Origin of the sequence: Nitrosomonas sp. PY1 (genome assembly GCF_022836435.1) — a bacterium.
In the GTDB taxonomy this organism is placed as follows: Bacteria; Pseudomonadota; Gammaproteobacteria; order Burkholderiales; family Nitrosomonadaceae; genus Nitrosomonas.
Genome location: NZ_BQXC01000001.1, coordinates 1,143,355 through 1,162,350, shown reverse-complemented (window position 1 = coordinate 1,162,350; position 18,996 = coordinate 1,143,355). Strand labels below are relative to the sequence as shown.

24 protein-coding genes and 1 other RNA gene are annotated in these 18,996 nt (G+C 41.6%); 14 read left to right on the top strand and 11 right to left on the bottom strand.

Features of this window, described 5'->3' with window-relative positions:
• Nucleotides 1-55 precede the first annotated feature (55 nt).
• The gene (locus tag W03_RS05505; RefSeq protein WP_244072019.1) at nt 56-340 is read right to left on the bottom strand and encodes a hypothetical protein; all 285 of its coding nucleotides are present in this window, start codon (nt 338-340) and stop codon (nt 56-58) included.
• Between the two features lie 316 nt (nt 341-656).
• Here W03_RS05505 and W03_RS05500 point away from each other — a divergent pair, with 316 nt between their 5' ends.
• From W03_RS05500 to W03_RS05475, 6 genes are all read left to right on the top strand, one after another.
• Complete coding sequence (locus tag W03_RS05500) at nt 657-1,415, top strand: hypothetical protein (protein ID WP_244072018.1); 759 nt, start codon at nt 657-659, stop codon at nt 1,413-1,415.
• A gap of 94 nt (nt 1,416-1,509) precedes the next feature.
• Nucleotides 1,510-1,971, top strand: a complete 462-nt coding sequence (locus W03_RS05495) for a hypothetical protein (RefSeq protein ID WP_244072017.1) — start codon at nt 1,510-1,512, stop codon at nt 1,969-1,971.
• Nucleotides 1,972-2,044: 73 nt separating this feature from the next.
• Nucleotides 2,045-2,587 (top strand): TlpA disulfide reductase family protein, encoded by a 543-nt coding sequence (locus W03_RS05490; protein ID WP_244072016.1) that lies wholly within the window; start codon nt 2,045-2,047, stop codon nt 2,585-2,587.
• Nucleotides 2,588-2,629: 42 nt separating this feature from the next.
• Complete coding sequence (locus W03_RS05485) at nt 2,630-2,854, top strand: DUF4266 domain-containing protein (protein WP_244072015.1); 225 nt, start codon at nt 2,630-2,632, stop codon at nt 2,852-2,854.
• Nucleotides 2,855-2,906: 52 nt separating this feature from the next.
• A complete protein-coding gene (locus W03_RS05480; protein WP_244072014.1) occupies nt 2,907-5,639 on the top strand; it encodes a DUF3570 domain-containing protein in 2,733 nt (910 codons plus the stop codon).
• Between the two features lie 87 nt (nt 5,640-5,726).
• Nucleotides 5,727-6,665: an FAD:protein FMN transferase gene (locus W03_RS05475; RefSeq protein ID WP_244072013.1), complete on the top strand. Its 939-nt coding sequence runs from the start codon at nt 5,727-5,729 to the stop codon at nt 6,663-6,665.
• Nucleotides 6,666-6,673: 8 nt separating this feature from the next.
• Here the strand turns inward: W03_RS05475 and W03_RS05470 are convergent, their stop codons facing one another.
• Nucleotides 6,674-8,209: an HDOD domain-containing protein gene (locus tag W03_RS05470; RefSeq protein ID WP_244072012.1), complete on the bottom strand. Its 1,536-nt coding sequence runs from the start codon at nt 8,207-8,209 to the stop codon at nt 6,674-6,676.
• A gap of 587 nt (nt 8,210-8,796) precedes the next feature.
• Between W03_RS05470 and W03_RS05465 the strand changes: the two genes are divergently transcribed.
• The gene (locus W03_RS05465) at nt 8,797-8,937 is read left to right on the top strand and encodes a hypothetical protein (protein WP_244072011.1); all 141 of its coding nucleotides are present in this window, start codon (nt 8,797-8,799) and stop codon (nt 8,935-8,937) included.
• 47 nt (nt 8,938-8,984) lie between these two features.
• On the opposite strand, the gene W03_RS05460 is transcribed toward W03_RS05465, so the two are convergent.
• A complete protein-coding gene (locus W03_RS05460) occupies nt 8,985-10,433 on the bottom strand; it encodes a TM0106 family RecB-like putative nuclease (protein ID WP_244072010.1) in 1,449 nt (482 codons plus the stop codon).
• Nucleotides 10,434-10,595: 162 nt separating this feature from the next.
• Between W03_RS05460 and ffs the strand changes: the two genes are divergently transcribed.
• The 6 genes from ffs (at nt 10,596) to W03_RS13365 (ending at nt 14,109) form a co-directional block, all read left to right on the top strand.
• An RNA gene (ffs, locus tag W03_RS05455) (signal recognition particle sRNA small type) lies at nt 10,596-10,694 on the top strand.
• Between the two features lie 59 nt (nt 10,695-10,753).
• Complete coding sequence (gene dnaX / locus W03_RS05450) at nt 10,754-12,367, top strand: DNA polymerase III subunit gamma/tau (RefSeq protein ID WP_244072009.1); 1,614 nt, start codon at nt 10,754-10,756, stop codon at nt 12,365-12,367.
• 12 nt (nt 12,368-12,379) lie between these two features.
• A complete protein-coding gene (locus W03_RS05445; RefSeq protein WP_244072008.1) occupies nt 12,380-12,703 on the top strand; it encodes a YbaB/EbfC family nucleoid-associated protein in 324 nt (107 codons plus the stop codon).
• 74 nt (nt 12,704-12,777) lie between these two features.
• Entirely contained in the window at nt 12,778-13,197 is a 420-nt protein-coding gene (locus tag W03_RS05440; protein WP_244072007.1) for a gamma-butyrobetaine hydroxylase-like domain-containing protein, read from the top strand.
• Nucleotides 13,198-13,209: 12 nt separating this feature from the next.
• Nucleotides 13,210-13,944: a bifunctional demethylmenaquinone methyltransferase/2-methoxy-6-polyprenyl-1,4-benzoquinol methylase UbiE gene (gene ubiE / locus W03_RS05435; RefSeq protein WP_244072006.1), complete on the top strand. Its 735-nt coding sequence runs from the start codon at nt 13,210-13,212 to the stop codon at nt 13,942-13,944.
• Nucleotides 13,945-13,986: 42 nt separating this feature from the next.
• A complete protein-coding gene (locus W03_RS13365) occupies nt 13,987-14,109 on the top strand; it encodes a hypothetical protein (RefSeq protein WP_279600011.1) in 123 nt (40 codons plus the stop codon).
• Between the two features lie 37 nt (nt 14,110-14,146).
• Here W03_RS13365 and W03_RS05430 read toward each other — a convergent pair whose 3' ends face one another.
• From W03_RS05430 to W03_RS05400, 7 genes are all read right to left on the bottom strand, one after another.
• On the bottom strand, nt 14,147-15,055 hold the full coding sequence (locus tag W03_RS05430) for a D-hexose-6-phosphate mutarotase (RefSeq protein WP_244072005.1): 909 nt from the start codon (nt 15,053-15,055) through the stop codon (nt 14,147-14,149).
• 133 nt (nt 15,056-15,188) lie between these two features.
• A complete protein-coding gene (locus tag W03_RS05425; protein ID WP_244072004.1) occupies nt 15,189-15,608 on the bottom strand; it encodes a hypothetical protein in 420 nt (139 codons plus the stop codon).
• Nucleotides 15,605-16,336 carry a TIGR02594 family protein gene (locus W03_RS05420; protein ID WP_244072003.1) on the bottom strand — a complete coding sequence of 244 codons (732 nt, stop codon included), beginning with the start codon at nt 16,334-16,336 and terminating at the stop codon, nt 15,605-15,607. The genes W03_RS05425 and W03_RS05420 overlap by 4 nt, the downstream gene beginning before the upstream one ends.
• 234 nt (nt 16,337-16,570) lie before the next feature.
• Nucleotides 16,571-16,768: a hypothetical protein gene (locus tag W03_RS05415; RefSeq protein WP_244072002.1), complete on the bottom strand. Its 198-nt coding sequence runs from the start codon at nt 16,766-16,768 to the stop codon at nt 16,571-16,573.
• Between the two features lie 124 nt (nt 16,769-16,892).
• Nucleotides 16,893-17,054, bottom strand: a complete 162-nt coding sequence (locus W03_RS05410; RefSeq protein ID WP_244072001.1) for a hypothetical protein — start codon at nt 17,052-17,054, stop codon at nt 16,893-16,895.
• A 148-nt stretch (nt 17,055-17,202) separates the two neighbouring features.
• The gene (locus W03_RS05405) at nt 17,203-17,736 is read right to left on the bottom strand and encodes an OmpA family protein (RefSeq protein WP_244072000.1); all 534 of its coding nucleotides are present in this window, start codon (nt 17,734-17,736) and stop codon (nt 17,203-17,205) included.
• Entirely contained in the window at nt 17,733-18,071 is a 339-nt protein-coding gene (locus W03_RS05400; protein WP_244071999.1) for a hypothetical protein, read from the bottom strand. The genes W03_RS05405 and W03_RS05400 overlap by 4 nt, the downstream gene beginning before the upstream one ends.
• Before the next feature lie 426 nt (nt 18,072-18,497).
• On the opposite strand from W03_RS05400, the gene W03_RS05395 reads away from it, so the two are divergent.
• Entirely contained in the window at nt 18,498-18,692 is a 195-nt protein-coding gene (locus W03_RS05395; protein WP_244071998.1) for a hypothetical protein, read from the top strand.
• Between the two features lie 136 nt (nt 18,693-18,828).
• Here the strand turns inward: W03_RS05395 and W03_RS05390 are convergent, their stop codons facing one another.
• Nucleotides 18,829-18,984, bottom strand: coding sequence for a hypothetical protein (locus tag W03_RS05390; protein WP_244071997.1), 156 nt, complete (start codon nt 18,982-18,984; stop codon nt 18,829-18,831).
• Nucleotides 18,985-18,996: the final 12 nt, after the last annotated feature.

Genomic DNA, 18,996 nt, shown 5'->3' with positions numbered 1-18,996 from the left:
CCGCCAAACAGACGATGCAGTCAAATTTTCTATAAAAATTTAACCGTATTGGAATTCATATCCATGTACTTTGAAATTTATCACTAGGCGGCTTCGTTGCAGGAAATTTTTTATCATGAATTTCCTGTAATAAATAGATTTCTTCCACCACCTCCAAAGAAAATCCTTGCCTGCTCCGTTCTTTTTCCACTAATAATAATTTATCAATAAATGGATAAAATTCCTTGTATCCCCAGTGCAATAAAATCTTTTCTGCAATCCTTGGGTGATTCGTATCCAAGAGTGATGCACGGTCACCGAGTTGTAGGTTAAATTCCTTAATTGCCTTTTTCAATAACATATACCATACCTCATTTCACGACGTCACGACGAATCCATTTCGATAAAATCCAATAAACGGCATTATCTCAATCAATATTAGACTGCGATCCATCACATCCATAGATCATCTGAAACCAAGCGAGGCAAAGAGGTGCGACAATTTGTCGCATTGCTATTTTCATATCAGAAAAAGATAATTGTACAGTGGTTACTGATTAATGTGCTATTACTCAATATCTCCACATAAAAAATAAGCCACATAAAAAATAAGCAATTTTTAATTAGATGGCAATGTTTTAGAGTTAATTAAACACTATAATTCAAGGGAAGTCATTATGTACAAAAAAAATCATAAACTAAATTTCATTGCGACATCATTCATTACATCAACGATTGCTTTAATGAGTACGAGTTCATTGGCACATACCCGATTGGAAGTACCGGAAGTCACCGAAGGTGTCAGAGTTACAAATAACGTTGTAATCGGTCACGGTTGCGGGGAAAGAAATGTCATTGGTACCAGTGTCGTATTTCCTGATGGCGTGGATTCGACCATTACGGTCGATGGCGCTCCCCATAGTGGAAAAATCACTGATTTCATCGAAAATTGGGGAAATCTCAATCAGAAAATATACAGCACAGCTGTTTTCAAATTTCAAGATGAAAAAACCGATAATCTAGGAAATGTATTAGGGTTTTGGGCGGGTGGTGGAGATTCGCTACCACACAACTTAGCTGGGTTCATACCTTTCAGAGTCAGCGCAGCTACTTTCAAAGCTGATTCATGTGCAGCCAGCGTAAAAGTTTATGTGTCGATTGCGGATATTTGTGAAATAACATCGATTTCTGGATTTAGCGCAGACACTGTCAATTTTTGGACACACAATAATCTCGGCACGCCCTACGACCGTGCTGTAGATCCTGCCAATCCAACTGCAGACGACGGTCCTGCACCATTAACCTTTATGCGTGCCGCACTACCAGCATCTTGTGGCGCAACAGGACAAACTGTTGAAATAAAACCTTCTGCAGCGCAGATTAATCGTGATATGCCGATAAAACTCAATGGCGCACAAGTATGGCCTGCACCTTAATATAAAAATTGACCCAAAAAAGCCCTTGCTCAAACGAGATTGTAAGGTAGAGTAAGGGCACCATGAATAAATATTCTCACAAGGAGAAGACAACATGCGAAAATACCACCTCAAACAATCCACTGGAATTGCCTTGTTAGCGCTTTCGATTGGATACACTAGTATAAGCAAAGCGCACGAGGCAAGCGCTGTCATGGGGGAACAAGCTGATTTTTTAGGATACGCAACGGTAACTTGTGGCGGCTCATCGACTCATTTTGAAGCTGCTGTCAAAGACCTCTCGGGTCCTGTTGCAGGATTACAAGTTAATTTACAAATCATCAAAGGATCTATAGCAGATAGCACCACGGATCCTGTTTCAGGGGATCTTGATTTTTCACCCTATGCTCGGGTAGACGGCGGTGCCGGCACCTATCAACTTCTCGTCAACAAAACGGCAGTAGGCGCGCGTGCTTTTGAAGTCTCATATCACTGTAAACTTGATAATGGTCTGCCAGGTGGAGAACACACTGAAACAGATATCGTAGTTAGGCAATTTTGGAGTCTAAATAACTAAAATGAATGCTACCTAAATATAGCATTCTTGAGTTTTATATTTCGATGCTTTTTATGAAGATACTTAAAAAAACATGAGCTCCCTACTAAGAACAGGCATGGTGATCGCTCTTGCCGTTTCCTTTACAACGGTTCAATTGGCCAACGCCGATCATCTCAAGCAAGTTTCTACTGCTTGCGAGTTGACCGATCTGGAAGGCAATCCGATACTGGAATTGAATGAACTGAAAGGGAAAGTGATCTATGTGGATTTTTGGGCGTCTTGGTGCCCTCCGTGCATCAAATCATTTCCATTTCTCAATCAACTGGAAGCGGAATTAAAGAATGAAGGACTGCATGTAATTGGCGTTAATTTAGACGAGAAATTAACTGATGCACAGGAATTTCTTGAGAAATTTCCAGTGAACTTCTCTATTGCGGCTGATCCTAATAAACAGTGCGCAAAAGAATTCGATGTCATGGCAATGCCGACTTCTTACTTAATTGATCGGCAAGGAAACATCCGTCATATCCACAAAGGATTTCGGCCTGATGAATCAAAGCAATTACGCACATTGGTAACTGAGTTACTATTGGAGGATTCTAATAGTTCTTCCGACGTTATTAAAAATCCTTAATCGCGATAGCTTGATCTTGAGAGATTTACCAAATATATTTTAATGAAAATCCGCTTACTACAAAAATTGCTGTTGATCGCTGTATGCATTGGGTTTATGGGTTGTGTTAATGTATCGCCCTGGGAACGCGGCAATCTAGCCAAGTCTTCCATGGAAATTGATCCTAACCCTTTGCAAAGCGAATTCCAATCGCATAACTATAGTAGTCGTGAGGCAGCGCCGAGTCATAGCTCTTCATCGAGCGGGGGCGGCTGCGGCTGCTATTGATAACAATCTTCTCTGCTTGTAATAATGCTTCATCCGCGAGGTATTTTTAGAATTGCAGCAACGCACTCACAAAATCTCATTTCCATTAGTCAACAAGGATTGTTCTCAGGCATTATCAAGCGCATTACATGCATTGACGTCAGCAGCACTGGTATTGCCTGGCTTATTGACCTCATCCCCCGCTCTGACAGCTCCTGGGGATCGAATCAATTTTCAATATGGCCGCTATGAAGAAGGTTATCGTAACCTATACGGAGTACCCAATCCGTATAAATCCATCAGTGTAGACGTTTTGCATGGAAATGGCGTTTTCTCATTAACCGATCGCACTAAGTTCTCATTCAGCTATACGCAAGATACCTGGGCAGGCGCCACTCCAATCACCACGACGCCACTGGCGACCGATGGCGGTAACCGCCCAATAATCGTTAATCAGGTCGTAGTGGGGGCATCTCCCTTGATTAACAGTAATATATTGCTTGACCGAAATTTGGATCCCATCGGTCGTAATCCTATTACCAAGCAATTGACAGATACCGTAGATACGCGCTCCGTACACGTCATGTCATCGGCTTCACCTGAAACGCGCCATCAAGCCATTTTCGGCTTAAGCCATGAATGGAATGAAGCTGCCATTAATGTATCAGGAGGATTCTCTCGCGAGAGAGATTATAAATCCACCTTTGGAAGCATTGGCGGGCGATTAGATTTCAACCAAAAACTTACCACGGTAAAATTTACCGGGAGCTATACCAGTAGCGATATCGGTGCAATTCTAGATCATGATGCGTTACCTTACATTACGAAAACTGCCTATCAGGATCAAATTATCAGAAAAGGGGGCGCGTCCGGCTCAGAAGTGCTCCTAGGCGATCGACATGATTGGTATGCCAACCTAGGTATCACGCAGATTTTGAGTAAAAACTCTCTACTTGATGCAAGTATTGGTTATACGAATAGTAATGGTTTTATGGAAAATCCTTACAAGGTGATGTCAGTCATTTTCGTTGACCCTAATGACTTGAATAACCCGCAAACTGAATTTATCAACGGTCAAGTACGTGCACTCATTGAACAACGGCCCAACATTCGTAACCAAGTCGCACTGAATACTAAATATATTCACCATATCAGTCCATTCAATGCCGCATTACATTTAGGTTATCGATTATCGGTCGACGACTGGGGCATTAATACCCATACCTTTGATGGCAGTTGGGTTCAACCATTAGGCAATAATTGGACACTAACACCTCGCATTCGCTATTACTCACAAGATGCCGCAAACTTCTATCACGATTACTTATTTTCCCGACAAGCATTTAGCAAACCACTGATGGACACACAAGGGCGGCAAGTCTATGTTGATCGCGACAATCCAAACGTGCAATATTTCTCTTCAGATGGTTTTAGTTTCGTTGATCAAAATGGTAATTTCGTGGACGATGCCATTGCTCAGAACGCACAACCACAATACGTTACCTACGACGCCAGCTTGCTTCCCAAAAATTTCTCTAGCGATCATCGGTTAGCAGGATTCGGTGCGTTGAGTGGTGGGGTAACACTGACAAAGCGTTTGTGGAAAGGCGTCGATTTAGAAGCGGGGTTTGAATACTATACACGTGCCAGCTCGATGGAAATCGGTGGCGGGAGCACTAGTTTTGCCAATTTTGATTACTATGTCGCCAATGCAGCTATTAAGCTCGATATGGAAAGAACCGACGCACCTGGATCGCCTTTTGCATCATCGCATAGCTCGCATAACGGATCTCACGCATCCGAGCATCTCTTTCACAAGATACCACCAGCCGGCATCATGTTTGGTCACATGCTTGATCAAAAGGGAGATTTCATGGTTGGCTATCGCTTTATGTTAAATAAAACCAATGGTCAAATGCATCACGGTACGCATGCTGTCATCGATCAAACAATTATCGACCAAGGCTGTAGCGATATACCTTGCCGATTTACACCGACTCATATGAATATGTACATGCATATGCTCGATATCATGTACGCTCCTACCAAATGGCTTAATGTTATGCTGATGCCGACATTTATGACTATGGATATGAATCTGCGCAACTTATTTAAACTCGATGGCACCACACCGCCCGAACCACCTGGATCACATAGCCATAGCGGTATTGCGGGACATGAAACAGGCGCAATTGGCGATGTTTATTTTTCTGCTTTAGTGAAATTATTTCAAATCCCCGGACATCGTGCACATATCAATATTGGTTTTAGTGCGCCTACGGGTAAAGTTGACATCGAGCAACGCCGCTCCCATCGCGTCGATCCTGGCCTAATCCACTTCGGCATGCAACTCGGCAGCGGCACTTGGGATTTCATGCCCAGTTTGACTTATACCGGTGAAAGAAAACGATTGTCATGGGGTACTCAAATTAGCGGCACTAAACGTATGGAAGATAATAATAAATCCGGCTATCGCTTGGGCGATATTTTTCAAGCTTCCACATGGGGAGGCATTGACTTAGTGCCGTGGTTAACCGCATCAGTGCGCGGTATTTATACTTGGCAGGATGCTATTCGGCACGATTTCGATGTCCCTAGTTCACATATTGGTCCGATGGATTATCCACAGAATTACGGTGGGCAATTTTGGGATATCGGATTTGGATTAAATGCCACCATTCCGCAAGGGCGTTTTGCAGGTAATCGTTTTGGTTTTGAGTGGATACAACCGGTGAGAAATGATTTCAATGGATTCCAATTGGATCGTAAAGGCTCGCTTGCAGCTACTTGGAGCTATCATTTTTAACAACATTTGCCAAGCTAAAATTGACCATAACAATGCTTTGATTTAATTTAGTATTCTTGATACTAATCAGAAAATTAAAAATTAGTCATGGCACGCTTAAATTACTATCATTATGATTTTAAAGCAATGGGGTCGCCCTGCTCCATTCAGCTTTATGCCCGCAACTCAAAAGCCGGCAGGCATGCTACAAAAATCGCTGTGGATGATGTATACCGCTTAGAAGCCAAGTACTCGCGCTATCGAGAAGATAGCTTACTATCAAAAATAAATCGTATCGCTGCACAAGGTAAATCTATTCATGTAGATGACGAAACTGCGGGATTATTAGACTATGCTGCAACTTGTTACCAACAAAGTGACGGACTTTTCGATATCACATCTGGAATTTTGCGTCGGGCATGGAATTTCAAGTCTGGCACCATACCAGAACCTGCAACGATACAAGCGTTACTCAATCTCGTCGGGTGGCATCACTTACGTTGGGAAAAACCTAGGTTGACTTTTACCATTGCCGGAATGGAAATTGACTTTGGTGGCATTGTCAAAGAATATGCGGTTGATCGTGCAGCTTCATTATGCTGGCAAGATGGCATCCGTCATGGTGTTATCAATCTGGGAGGCGACATCAAAATTATCGGCCCACATTTTGACCAAAGCCCATGGCTCGTAGCCATTCGCCATCCACGCGAATCAGATGGGAGATTAACTACCTTGGAATTATATTCCGGTGCTGTCGCAAGCAGTGGTGATTACGAAAGATGCATACTACTTAATGGTGTTCGCTACGGCCATGTGTTGAACCCAAAAACCGGTTGGCCCGTTAACTACATGGCTGCTGTCAGCGTCGTTGGTGATTTTTGCGTCGTAGCCGGAAGTGCCGCAACGATTGGTATGCTAAAAGAAGCGGAAGGATCCCCATGGCTACAAGCACTTGGTTTGCCGCATTTATGGGTAAATGTGCATGGAGCGTCTGGAGGATCCATTGCAATCAACTCGGTGCAGCATCCGCTCCAAAATTTCATTTAAACCATTTCTTATAACCAAGATTTTAGAGCGATCAATATCTCTTTTTTAATTTCCTTGATGACCTTCATTTCGTCATCAGTAATTCCTCCTACTGCCGTATTCTGACGATCAAAATAATATAAACCGATCGGTTTAGATTCGACAATCAGCGGAAGTATCATAAAACTTCGTGTATCGGAGAATAGCTCCAAATGCCACGCAGGTAGCATACTTTGTACTTTATTATCTTTGGAATCGGTAATTAATAAATCGACATTCTTTTTCATGGATAAGCCAAATACATCGGAGGCCGTATCCGAGAAAACAAAATTTTGTTGTACTTCTACACTATCTCTACCACCGAGGCATTGACGTGCACGATACTGATTGGTTTTGATATCTTTGAGACAAATGGTCGCAAAACTGAATCCCAAGCTTTTATACAAGGTCTCAAGAATAAGTAAAATGAGCGCATTAATTTTATAGCCTGGTGTAGATATCAAAGTATTAACCGCTTGCAATCCGCCAAATAATAATTCGAGTGCTTGAGCTGGCTTACCACTCGGATAAGACTCATCACTCGATAAGTTAGAATCTTTTGAGTCGTCCTTTACTTCAGCTTGCGCCGATTCAGACAGTTGTAAATTTATCTGACTACTAATTACTTGGGCTTCTTCAGTGACTTCTGAGACCAACATGTCCAGTTTGGTTTCATCTATATTTAAAGAATTACCAAAGCGTTTTAATAATTTTTCATTGAAGGCTTCTTTCTCAGATTCTTCTGAGGCTGAAATAAATTGCGCGGAAGCGTCGCTAAATTCGGTAACTTGCCTCATCCATTCTTGACGATTCTTAGGCACAGCTAATGTTTTTGCTGGCACCAATTTCATGGCATTGATGATGACCTCAGGAATCGACCATTGCTTCATGGCAAACTCCGTTAGGGCATCATAATTAATTCCAAGAACCTTTAGGGAGGCTTGTGTTTGAGAATGCTTCTTGGATTTAACGAGATCCATTACCTCTTTATATAAAGCGTGATCGAATGCAGCTACTAATAAACGCCCCATATTCTTGAATAATGCAGCAATAGCAACCTCTTCCGCATTTGCAAAACAACTCTGCTTGGCCAGTTTGTGACTGATAAGACTAGCCGTTAAAGCATACATCAATTCCTTACGAACAAAGCGACTGTGCTTCCCCGGCATGCGATCAATCAGAATCATCGCTAAAGCGCATCCTTTAACCGCATCTAAACCTAACAACTGAATCGCTCTTGAAATGTTTGTAACCACCTGATTGGATGTGCCACGAAAAGTTACCGTATTAGCTAAGCGAAGAATTTTTTGCGTCAATGCGACATCCGCAAGTATTAAATTTGCTAATTGATCGGTTGACTGATCGTCTGAAGAAGAAAGCTGTACGATACCGCTAATAGAATTACCTAGCGTAGGTAAATCAGGGTTATTGTCAATAAAGTTTAATAACCGGTTTTTAACCGACAATTCTTCTATCTTGTTATCAACTAAGCCGTCATCCAACTTTAGTGTCGGTTGTGTAGTCATTTTATAAGAACTTATTAGTATCCTTACCCTGAATCACTTATAAAGAGAAGTTTAAATTTATTTTAGAACATAGGCCGCTACCACGAATAATCTGAATGAATACTCAAGTTAATAGCGCGTCCATTAACAGCGACTATCATTATAGCGAGAGCACACTTAACTCAAATACTTATAAAAGCTATATTTCCTCTTTTTTTCTCAAAAAGAACCCTTTAATTATATTTTTTATTTCGAAAATCACATTAATACAACTAATTTTAATTTAATAAGTGCTTTTTTTAATTCCATGTGGGATTTTTTAGTGTTATCCTTAAATGGGAAGCGGGTATAACTCAGTTTCTCAATGTGAGACTATAGGCGCTATCTTGTTATTTTGAGTAAATGAATTAACAAGCATCGCAATATTTACAATAAATTTACAATTGAAAGTGTATATTCGAATGCGTTGTTTCAATTAATGTAATAATCTAATCGAAATAATTAGGATAGATTTTGTATATTTTGATTTTATCCTGTAGTCAATGGAGTTAAAAAGCATTAATAAGTTGTAGGTAGTTTTTGATTTTAAATAGAAAAGGAGATTTTGAATGAAGTATTCAATATTTGCGATGATTTTAGCAGCGCTTTTTCTAACCGCCTGTGGTGAGCCTAAACCTGGTTCAAAACCGCCAAGCCTGTATCAGGATGAAAAAGGCGACAGAATGGGTGCTCCTGCCGGTAAGGAATAATTGATCGGTATATTAAACGGCCCCCATCGGTTATCAGGGGCCGTTTTTTATTTGGGACCATCCACAGATAATTCTCTTATCCATAATTCCAATCTTCTCGTAGCAATCACGTCATCACGGTTATAGTTCAAGATTGTTTCCTTAATGTTAGTTTTAGCCACCAAATGCTCTTCTGATTGAAAGCGCTTGAATTGCACCACCGACCATTGCGATCCCGATTCATCATTTTCCCATTGAAAATTGACAAGGCCGGGATGCTTACAGATATCTTTTAATCCATATCGTTGCAAAGGTAGCACCAAACTATTTAATATCGGCTTTTGCAAATCAAACAAAGGGCTATCCTCGCCCAATAGCCAAGATACGGTGTTATTGTTGAGCATGGAGTAGCGTTCTGCATATTTCTTGATAGTTGACTTCTCGTGATTGGAATAATGAGCTATCACGATAGACGCATAGCGATTGCGGTATGCTTCAATTTTCTGTAAGAAACTCATCCATCCGTCATAATCTGTGCTTTCATCATCACTCCATACATATTCAAAACACGATTTGGTATAGGAGGGAATCAGAAAACCCCAGAGATAAACATGACGATTCCTACTGTTCGTCATCGGATCATCTTCAATATCGAAATGAATCCATGTGCCTCCCGGTAAATCGATTTTATCGAGCTGAAATAGCTTTCCGGTTAAATATGATCGTGCCTGTAAAATAGCTCGATTTTTCTTTTTTTCACTTTTTAGGTGCGGAAGATCAGGTATCGATTTTGCACCACTATCAGCCAATTGAGAAATCGTTGAAATATTGATTTGTGCCAATTGATCCGCCATATTTCCATCGACGCCATAAAGTAACGATGGATCTTCTTTGTGTATAAACTCCGGCAAGCATCGGTTAATATAAGGACAAATCTCGCACCGGCTATAGCTATACCGAACAATAGGTGGTTGATTGTCACTTAATAGGGTTTGCATACTGTGAAAAAATTGATCCACCAAAGCATCGACATTACCGTCGCCTAACTGCGCAACACGACCATCCCCTAAATAAACTATTGCGGGTAAATCATTTTTCAGCAAACGACGATAGATACCCAGTTGTATTTGGGTTGTTTTCTTATTTTCGCTCAATGAAAGTTTGGCATCCGCCGCTTGATAAGCGCCATTATCGTTGCGTATCAGAAAATCCGGATAACCTATTAATCCGGCTTCAACATCTATCAAGCGGGCTTGATAAATCACAGGCACTCCTTGCCGCATCAAATCGATTGTATGGTCGATCGATTGGGCGCGGCAAACCGGATGTTGCTGCGCTATTTTCTCCAGAATAGCCGCTTCATGCGCCAACCCAGCTTGAAACAGGAATTGCGTAAAGGCATCCAATTCGGACTCAACCATAGGTTGGTGCTTATCAAACCATATGCGCCGATGACACGTTACCCAAGCGCTGACATCACTGGCCTTAATAAATAGTTGATGAGATGATTTATCCATCAATCACCTAACCGTATCATGTCGACACTTTTCCAAACGAAGCTCCTTTTAATTTTCTCAGGTAAAAGTTTATACAACCCGGCGTTTCTAGATATTCAATTGTCGTAATTCATTTACACCTGATATACTGCGAAATCTTTTAAAGATTGAGATTGTATCAATGGCGGGCCTCCCCGCATTGCAAGGTAGTGAACCTGGTCAGGTCCGGAAGGAAGCAGCCACAGCTATTTATTGCGAGTGCCGGGGGTCTGGCTCGCCACCTAATTTATTTATCAATAGTTATTCATTATCGATCATTGTTATATCCCGTTCACTGAAGCGTGTCCCCTACTCAAGCCCTTGCGCGCAAATGGCGCCCTAAAGACTTTTCACAGCTCACCGGACAAGAGCACATTGTAAAGGCGCTGTCCAATGCACTGCAACAAAACCGATTGCATCATGCTTACTTACTGACGGGTACACGCGGCGTTGGGAAAACTACGATTGCGCGAATTCTTGCTAAATCATTAAACTGCGAAACAGGCATTACGGCAAAACCCTGCGGTATTTGCTCAATCTGTATGCAAATCGATTCCGGTAGTTTCATTGATCTTGTAGAACTGGATGCCGCGTCAAACACACAAGTGGACAACATGCGCGAGCTTCTCGAAAATGCGATATACGCACCAACCAGCGGACGCTTTAAAATTTACTTGATCGATGAAGTACATATGCTCTCCAAATCCGCATTCAATGCGATGTTGAAGACACTGGAAGAACCTCCGATGCATGTCAAATTCGTACTTGCAACGACCGATCCGCAGAAAATCCCTGTAACTGTTTTATCGCGATGCTTACAGTTTAATTTAAAACATATTCCACAGCAGCAGATTGCCGATCATCTTAAATATGTCCTCACTCAAGAAAACATAACATATGCTTTTCCAGCCCTACAACTGATCGCTCGAGCAGCGCAAGGAAGCATGCGTGATGCTTTGAGTTTGCTAGACCAAGCCATTGCATACAGTGGCGAGAATATCACTGAAGACAACATCCAAAGCATGCTAGGCATCACGAGCCAAGATTATCTCGTTAACTTACTGAAAGCCTTAACTCAAGGCGATGGCGCTGGGATGCTATCGATCGCTGATGAAATTGAAGCACAATGTCTTTCATTCGATCTTGTTTTGCAAGATCTTGCTACTCTTCTGCATCGCATCGCGTTGGCACAAACAATACCGGACAAACTCAATCGTGACGCACACGAATATCCAGCAATCGCACTGTTAGCAAAAGCTTTTTCTGCAGAGGACATTCAGTTATTTTATCAAATCGCATTGCATGGTCGCAGCGATTTAAGCCTGGCACCGGATGAATATGCTGGTTTTACTATGACGCTGATGCGTATGCTGGCTTTTAACTCGGATGAGTTGGCAAAAAATGAATATGAAAAACCCAGTCAACCTAAAGGCGATTTGAATAAACCTGAAAATGCGATAATCAAGAAGTCCACCTCAGCCGTAGAACAAAAGGTAGCACCCCCTACCCCAAGTTTGCACAATACTGCTTTTCAGAGTTTGAATTGGACATTATTAATATCCCAATTAAATCTGTCTGGGATGTCCAAAATGCTGGCCCAGCATAGCGAAGCAAAATTTTTACCAACAGAAAAAATAGAAATTTACGTACCAGAGCAACATAAGCATCTGCTAGAAAAAAAATATCAGGATAAAATTCAAACTGCGCTCAATGATTACTTTAGCAAACCCATAACACTCAATTTTTATATCGGTACGCTGACAGGGATAACACCGCTTGAAACACATAATCTCGAAGCTAAAGAAAAGCAAGCGCAATCGATTGCCCATATTGAACAAGATCCCATCGTTCAGCAATTGATTGAAAATTTTGATGCAAAACTAGTTACTTCTTCGATTAAACCAATTAAAAAATAAAGGAGATTTAAAATGCGTGGCAATATTGGCAATATGATGAAACAAGCGCAAATGGTTCAGGAAAACATGAAACAGATGCAAGAAAAACTTGCCGCCATTGAGGTGGAAGGTCAATCCGGCGCTGGCATGGTCAAAGTAATTATGACCTGCCGCCATGACGTAAAAAAAGTGAGTATTGATAACAGCCTCATGGGCGACGATAAAGAAATGCTCGAGGATCTTGTTGCAGCAGCGTTTAATGATGCTGTCCGCCGAGTGGAATCGACCACACAAACCAAAATGGCGGAATTAACCAGCGGCCTGGGTTTACCACCGGGTTTTAAACTACCCTTTTAGCAAACTGTATACTCAACTTGATTCAAGTAACGTTTATCACAATTTTATAATCCAATTACACACGAAGATATTTTATGGCTGGACTTACTAATCAAACACCCCGTCCTACCGAAATCAAGTTACACCAAAAATCCAGAGTATTGGATATATCATTCTCGGATGGTAAAATTTTTAACTTCTCCTGCGAATTTTTACGCGTTTACTCACCTTCCGCAGAAGTTTCCGGACATAGCCCGGAACAAGAGGTGCTGCAAACAGGAAAAAGCCTAGTCAATATTCATAAAATCACACCCGTTGGTAATTATGCAATACAACTATATTTTACCGATGGCCATAGTACTGGGTTATATTCTTGGGATCTACTCTATCGCTATGGATTGAACTATGAGCAAATGTGGCAACGTTATCTACAACGGATGGGACAAGCAGGCGCAAGCCGAGAACCTCAAAGCACGGTACAATCACAATCGACAACCTGTTCCTCTTGCAAATAACTATAAGCAATTATGACGAAGACAACACATTTTGGTTTCAACACGGTTTCAGAAAGTGAAAAAGCAGACAAGGTTGCAGAAGTTTTCCATTCTGTGGCAGGCCGCTACAATTTAATGAATGACTTGATGTCTGCTGGACTGCATCGGTTATGGAAACGCTTTGCAATTGAAGTCAGCGGTGTCAAGTCGGGAGATAAAGTACTCGATATCGCCGGAGGAACCGGAGATCTCAGTGCTTTATTTCTACAAAAAGTAGGTAATTCAGGTGAAGTTTGGTTAACCGATATCAACAATTCAATGCTCTCAATCGGTCGTGATCGGTTGATCGACGAAGGTAATCCAACACCTGTAGCGCAATGCGATGCGGAGAAATTGCCTTACCCAGATAACTATTTTCACTGTGTTTGCGTTGCTTTCGGACTCAGAAACATGACGCATAAAGATATCGCTTTGAAAGAGATGTTGCGAGTCATTAAACCAGGCGGTACCGTCATCGTGTTGGAGTTTTCTAAAGTCATGAAACCCTTACAGCCCATATATGACGCTTATTCCTTCAAATTGTTGCCATTGATGGGAAAGTTGGTTACAAATGATGCCGAGAGCTATCGTTATTTAGCGGAATCGATTCGCGTACATCCCTCCCAACATGAGCTAAAAGAACTAATGGAAGATGCCGGATTTGAATTTGTAGAGTATTTCAACCTATCGGCAGGCATCGTAGCATTGCATCGTGGATACAAGCTTTAGTGAGCGAGTGTGAAATGCATCCGAAACATTTGCACAAGTAAAATGAATAGGATTCATGGCCTGGCCGATGTATGTTCCGGCGGCTTGCCCGAAGTGTATGTGATTACGTTCCAGATAGTCGCGAGACCGCATGAATCCTTTGTTAATAAGATTAAACCTGGCTAATTGAATTTTTTAATTTGATCGTGCTAATCCTTGATGTTCAGCTGCGTATAATCTGATAGTTTGCAATCAGTTGGCATTTACCGCCTGGTGCGACATCAACAATATCATTCGCCGCATTGGTGGTTTCAACACACAACAGGCGTTGATAATCCGTATCCTCCAGATCGGCCATGTCTTTGGCGATCTTCTCCCAAGGATTCCAAACAACTGCGGTTTTACTACTTTGCGAAGTAATTTGAATACGGCGTTGCAATGCGCTATCGTTAATAGTTAAGATATTGCCAACATTTAAATAAATACGATCTACTTCTGATTCGATCGTCACTGCCCCAGATTGATGTTTCTGCGCACTACCGCCGCCAGCTTTATCGATATAATCACAGCCCTCCAAACCCAGAACCTTCGCTTGAGCAATATCGCCTACTTTAAAATAAGTATGAAATGCCTGCGTAATAGAAAATTTTTCTTTACCAGTGTTGTGAGTGATCAGTGTTAGCGTTAAGCTATTACCAACAATAATTTCTAGCCTCAAGCTAAAGGCATGAGGCCAGATTACTTGCGTCTCGGGCGTATCGTCTAAACCCAATGTAATTTTGATGTCGCCATTACCTAAGGCTTCGGTAGCAACAACATTCCATAGTCGGTTACGCACGAATCCATGGCCTGGACGACCTTTACCTTCAGGGTCAGCACCAAACCAGGGCCAGCAAATGGGCGCTCCTCCCTTAATTGCTTTACTATCCTGATAATAAGCCTTACTACTTAGAAACATGACATCATCGGATTCCCCGTTCGGTTGAAATGATAAAACTTGCCCCGCATAAATAGAAATCAATGCTTGAGCTTTTGTACTTCTAATCCGAATCATTGGCAGTCCACCCTTACCCGCAATAATTTCTAATTGATCGGTAATTTTGTATTGATTATTAAGTTGCTCCGGTGTCATTATTTTTCCTTATTGATATTAAAGAAGCCCAGAATAATTTTACTAAATTAATGTGAAGTATGCTGGTTTTAGTGGAATCCGAAGTTGTTTCCATCACAGTTACATAAATTTACCAGTTTTTACAAAAAAGTGGTCATTCCTCTAAAAAAGCACGAACAAAACGCCATTGCCCGTTCTTACGTTCAAACTCAAATTGTTGAAATCGTACCGACTTATAATTCCCTGCATCTTCAAGAAAAATACTGCTAGTTTCATAAATTAATTCGCGCATGGGTTTTGCAACCATCTGATTCCCTATGGGGAAATGAATCATTTGAGCAATCAGACGCTCATAAATATTACTGAACATTTTCTCATCCAATGATTGAATGGCATCACTGTCATCAACGCCACGCACTTCAAATGGAAAATAGGTCAACGCATCAATCTTATTTTTGTCATTATCGATTACAGCCTGCCTGAATTCTGTCCAAAAAATAGCAAATCCACTATCAGCAACTTCTGTGGAACGAACACTATCCACAACAATAAAAAACTGCAGTATCGCAATCAATAGATATAAACCTTTCCTTTGAAAGATTCTTGTGAGTTTGGCCATCGAAAACCCTTTAATTGCCACGAAGATTTTGGAAAAGACGATATTTTGACTTGATTACTTTGATTACCACCCAACAATAAATAATGAGTTTCTGTCTCTTGTACTAGAAAACCAACATGATTACCTGAAGTTGTCAAACTACTATTTGCAGCTTGAGAATTATGGATAACAGTAACTGCACCACCCAGCGCATGCGCTGATTGTCCCCAGTTCGTCCAACTTGCAGCAACAGCGGAATTGGTTCCGGTTATATTCACCTGTTTCAAACACCAATTGACAAATGAAGAACACCAAGCCGTTTCATCGTTAGTAGCTTGCAAGGCCGTCGTTGCATGATAACTGATAATACGAGGATTATTTTGTGCACCACTTATTTCTTTTTGTCCAATTTCTTGCTTAGCTATATCCATCCACGTTGCCTCAGGAAAAGAATTGGGAATAGCAGCATTCTTAGCAGGATTGTTTACATGCCCTGTTTTCAAAGCCGTCCATGTGCGAGGACCAACCACGCCATCAATTCCAAGTCCAATTGAAGCTTGATATAAACGCACCGCAGCTTCAGTGTGAGCACCATACCCACCATCAACGATTAAATTAGCACTAGGCATGAGGCGCTCATTCAGTAATCGTTGCAATTGCCTCACTTCTTCCCCTTTCGCACCGTTTTTGATGACACTTGGCATATCAAATCTCCTTTCTCACTAAAATTAAAATAAAATAACGCCAAGTATGTGGTTATTCGGTGAGAAAACACACATGAATTGTCCGAATCAATCTCAAACTCCAGAGATCTTTGCAAAACTACTTACTTCTGCTGCAGATTCTTAATAATTCAACGCAATATTGAAATTCTGGGAAATGTTGATGAATTTTTTGCAGAAAGCCAGAGGCAAAGACATTATTGCCCCACTTCTTTGTTAGAAGACGCAGCTAGCTTGTGGTTGTCGTGGTAGATGCCTCTCAACATACAATCTTGGTAATCTTTTCAGGTTATACGCCATAGCCTGTAAAATATGCCCAGCATGTGCTTTGTTTCGCTGTAGCTGTAGCCGTGTCAATGGATTATTTTCGGTAGCTTTATCTTGAATGCCGTTCTTGGTGTCGCGTGAATTCAAAGCATCGCGATGCTTCTGACTGCAATAAGCTTTGTCGGCATGAATACGGGTTCCAGGTTCGGCTGAATATCGGCTTTATCGATCAAATCCAGCACGGCTTGATGGTATCACGTGCAAATTAGAATTAGCCATCTTCCATCGATTCATCGCTTAAATCACCATGCCAGATACCTACCAACAACATCTTGAACAACAGCAATCCCGAATACGCCGGACGACCTGTTCCATCCGATACCGGTGCGTAATGAATTGCGATAGCTCGATCTATAGCGTTCCAGTCTATCAATTATCGATCTGCTTCAAGAAATTCCTTTTTTGAATTCGCAGGTTACATCGTCTTCAGAAAAACTCATTGCATTAGCTCAACCCCATGATTAAAAGACAAGTTATATCATCTCACACAGCTAAATCTGCTTTTGACCGCGCAAAGGTCGCTACTTGACTACTCTGACAATCGTTACACGACGATTCTCTTCAGCGAGGGGGTTATCTTTATTCAGCGGTTCTGTATAACCCTTGCCAATCGCTGTTAATCGCGTCGGATCAATATCGTGCATGCTGATTAGGTAATACCTCACCGCCGCAGCTCGCTCTTCCGACAAATGCTGATTTAATTCATAAGAACCCCTTCGATCGGCATGTCCTTCGATAACAAAGCTAAATTCAGCTAACTTATCCATATTAAGCGCTCTACCAACCTTATCCAGTGCTTGTTTAGCGCTAAATGTGAGATTCGCAGAGTTAGTATTGAACGTTATTAACATGGATGCACTGGGCGGCCGGGCTAAGTAATCATCCATTGGCCTGAACGATCGAGTGCGGCCACTCTTCTCAGGCGCAAGCGCATCAATAACAGCAGCTTCGTTTATTTCACTCTCATGCAACAACTTAAATTCTTCTGCGCTTACCTGAATTGCCGATGCCATTAGTAAGCTTAAAGTAAGTCCATATAAAGAATTAATTTTCATGATCGAGTTCTCCAGGTAAATATAAATACATCATTCGTGTCAGTTCCATTCACCGGGCATCGCCGCGCTTCACTGGAAAATCGTTCGGGAAAATACCATTTCAGAAGAATCTCCATTGCCCAAAGTTGCGTAAATTGATTTCGAGTAGGTGATGAACGTAGTTCCATTGGCTTCAAGTATCCTGCATCTACCATATTTTGTGACATACTGTGATCTCGGATTAGTGAATTAACCCGCCCATTGCGAAAACAACACAAACGAAAGTCGCCAATATGCCCCCATGTTGCCACATGATTTATCGTATCGATGATAAGAATCACAGCAGTAGCACGCATATTTTTTGCTGCTCTCTGACAATTGCATTGTCCGTCGCATTTAAAAGCAATTCGATTGCTTTGGCACTACATTGCGGTTGCTTAGCAAAACGTTCACCCCATATACTTATAACCAATTACGATGCAACCTCACCACCAAAATGCCCACTTAATCCATCTGATAAAACGCAATACGACAAATTGGATCTAAACCAATAATCGCAAGCATCCTCATTTATTTTTGGTCCGCCTATTTTAGATAATTTGGCAATTTCAAGATATATAAAAAAGATCATTCCGTGACTCTGCACGTATTGATGAATAATTGCAATTAGCAATTAGCAATTAGCCATAGATTGGGCAATGTGCAAAAATCAACTAATCGGCTTTACGATTTAACGAGAAAGCGGAATCGACCGATGTTTTCTGCCCAAACTACTTTTCCAATTGATTAGAATTGAAATACCTGATTATTCCCGACAGCGCTGCACGCATTTCACGCTTTATCAACGCACGGACTTGCAACAAATCAAACCCAATGAGCCGTGCGTTATTGCGTGTGATTCAACTGCGGGTTCCGTTCATACACATGCATCGGTGGCAGCGAAGAATTTAATTCCGGAACATCATTTTTACCACTGAACCTGATAGCTCCGATTTTAATGACGCAGGACTCTGCTTGTCTTATTGTTCGGGTTATGAGCGGTTGCTCGTTTAGATAAACCGGCATCGTGCTCCCTTAGCCCGCGGATAAAATAATTTCCACCGCGACACACTATCATGCGTGAATTCTAGAAATACTTCGAGCTGGATCGTTTAATACCAACGCGTTGCCTTCCGCTCGGCCAATGTTGCCGTCAAGCTCATCGAACTCTGCGGAAAGTAATCGTACTGGCGGCATACCGCAGTATGTGGTTATTTGGATTTGGATCATTTTTGGCACCAC

Coding starts and splice junctions, on each gene's coding strand:
- W03_RS05490 (WP_244072016.1), top strand. CDS start 2,045: ATGAGCTCCCTACTAAGAACAGGCATGGTGATCGCTCTTGCCGTTTCC.
- W03_RS05495 (WP_244072017.1), top strand. CDS start 1,510: ATGCGAAAATACCACCTCAAACAATCCACTGGAATTGCCTTGTTAGCG.
- W03_RS05500 (WP_244072018.1), top strand. CDS start 657: ATGTACAAAAAAAATCATAAACTAAATTTCATTGCGACATCATTCATT.
- W03_RS05505 (WP_244072019.1), bottom strand. CDS start 340: ATGTTATTGAAAAAGGCAATTAAGGAATTTAACCTACAACTCGGTGAC.
- W03_RS05405 (WP_244072000.1), bottom strand. CDS start 17,736: ATGAAAATTAATTCTTTATATGGACTTACTTTAAGCTTACTAATGGCA.
- W03_RS05465 (WP_244072011.1), top strand. CDS start 8,797: ATGAAGTATTCAATATTTGCGATGATTTTAGCAGCGCTTTTTCTAACC.
- W03_RS05475 (WP_244072013.1), top strand. CDS start 5,727: ATGGCACGCTTAAATTACTATCATTATGATTTTAAAGCAATGGGGTCG.
- W03_RS05420 (WP_244072003.1), bottom strand. CDS start 16,336: ATGCCAAGTGTCATCAAAAACGGTGCGAAAGGGGAAGAAGTGAGGCAA.
- W03_RS13365 (WP_279600011.1), top strand. CDS start 13,987: ATGAATAGGATTCATGGCCTGGCCGATGTATGTTCCGGCGGCTTGCCC.
- W03_RS05445 (WP_244072008.1), top strand. CDS start 12,380: ATGCGTGGCAATATTGGCAATATGATGAAACAAGCGCAAATGGTTCAG.
- W03_RS05430 (WP_244072005.1), bottom strand. CDS start 15,055: ATGACACCGGAGCAACTTAATAATCAATACAAAATTACCGATCAATTA.
- W03_RS05440 (WP_244072007.1), top strand. CDS start 12,778: ATGGCTGGACTTACTAATCAAACACCCCGTCCTACCGAAATCAAGTTA.
- W03_RS05390 (WP_244071997.1), bottom strand. CDS start 18,984: ATGATCCAAATCCAAATAACCACATACTGCGGTATGCCGCCAGTACGA.
- ubiE (WP_244072006.1), top strand. CDS start 13,210: ATGACGAAGACAACACATTTTGGTTTCAACACGGTTTCAGAAAGTGAA.
- W03_RS05400 (WP_244071999.1), bottom strand. CDS start 18,071: ATGCGTGCTACTGCTGTGATTCTTATCATCGATACGATAAATCATGTG.
- W03_RS05470 (WP_244072012.1), bottom strand. CDS start 8,209: ATGACTACACAACCGACACTAAAGTTGGATGACGGCTTAGTTGATAAC.
- W03_RS05460 (WP_244072010.1), bottom strand. CDS start 10,433: ATGGATAAATCATCTCATCAACTATTTATTAAGGCCAGTGATGTCAGC.
- W03_RS05485 (WP_244072015.1), top strand. CDS start 2,630: ATGAAAATCCGCTTACTACAAAAATTGCTGTTGATCGCTGTATGCATT.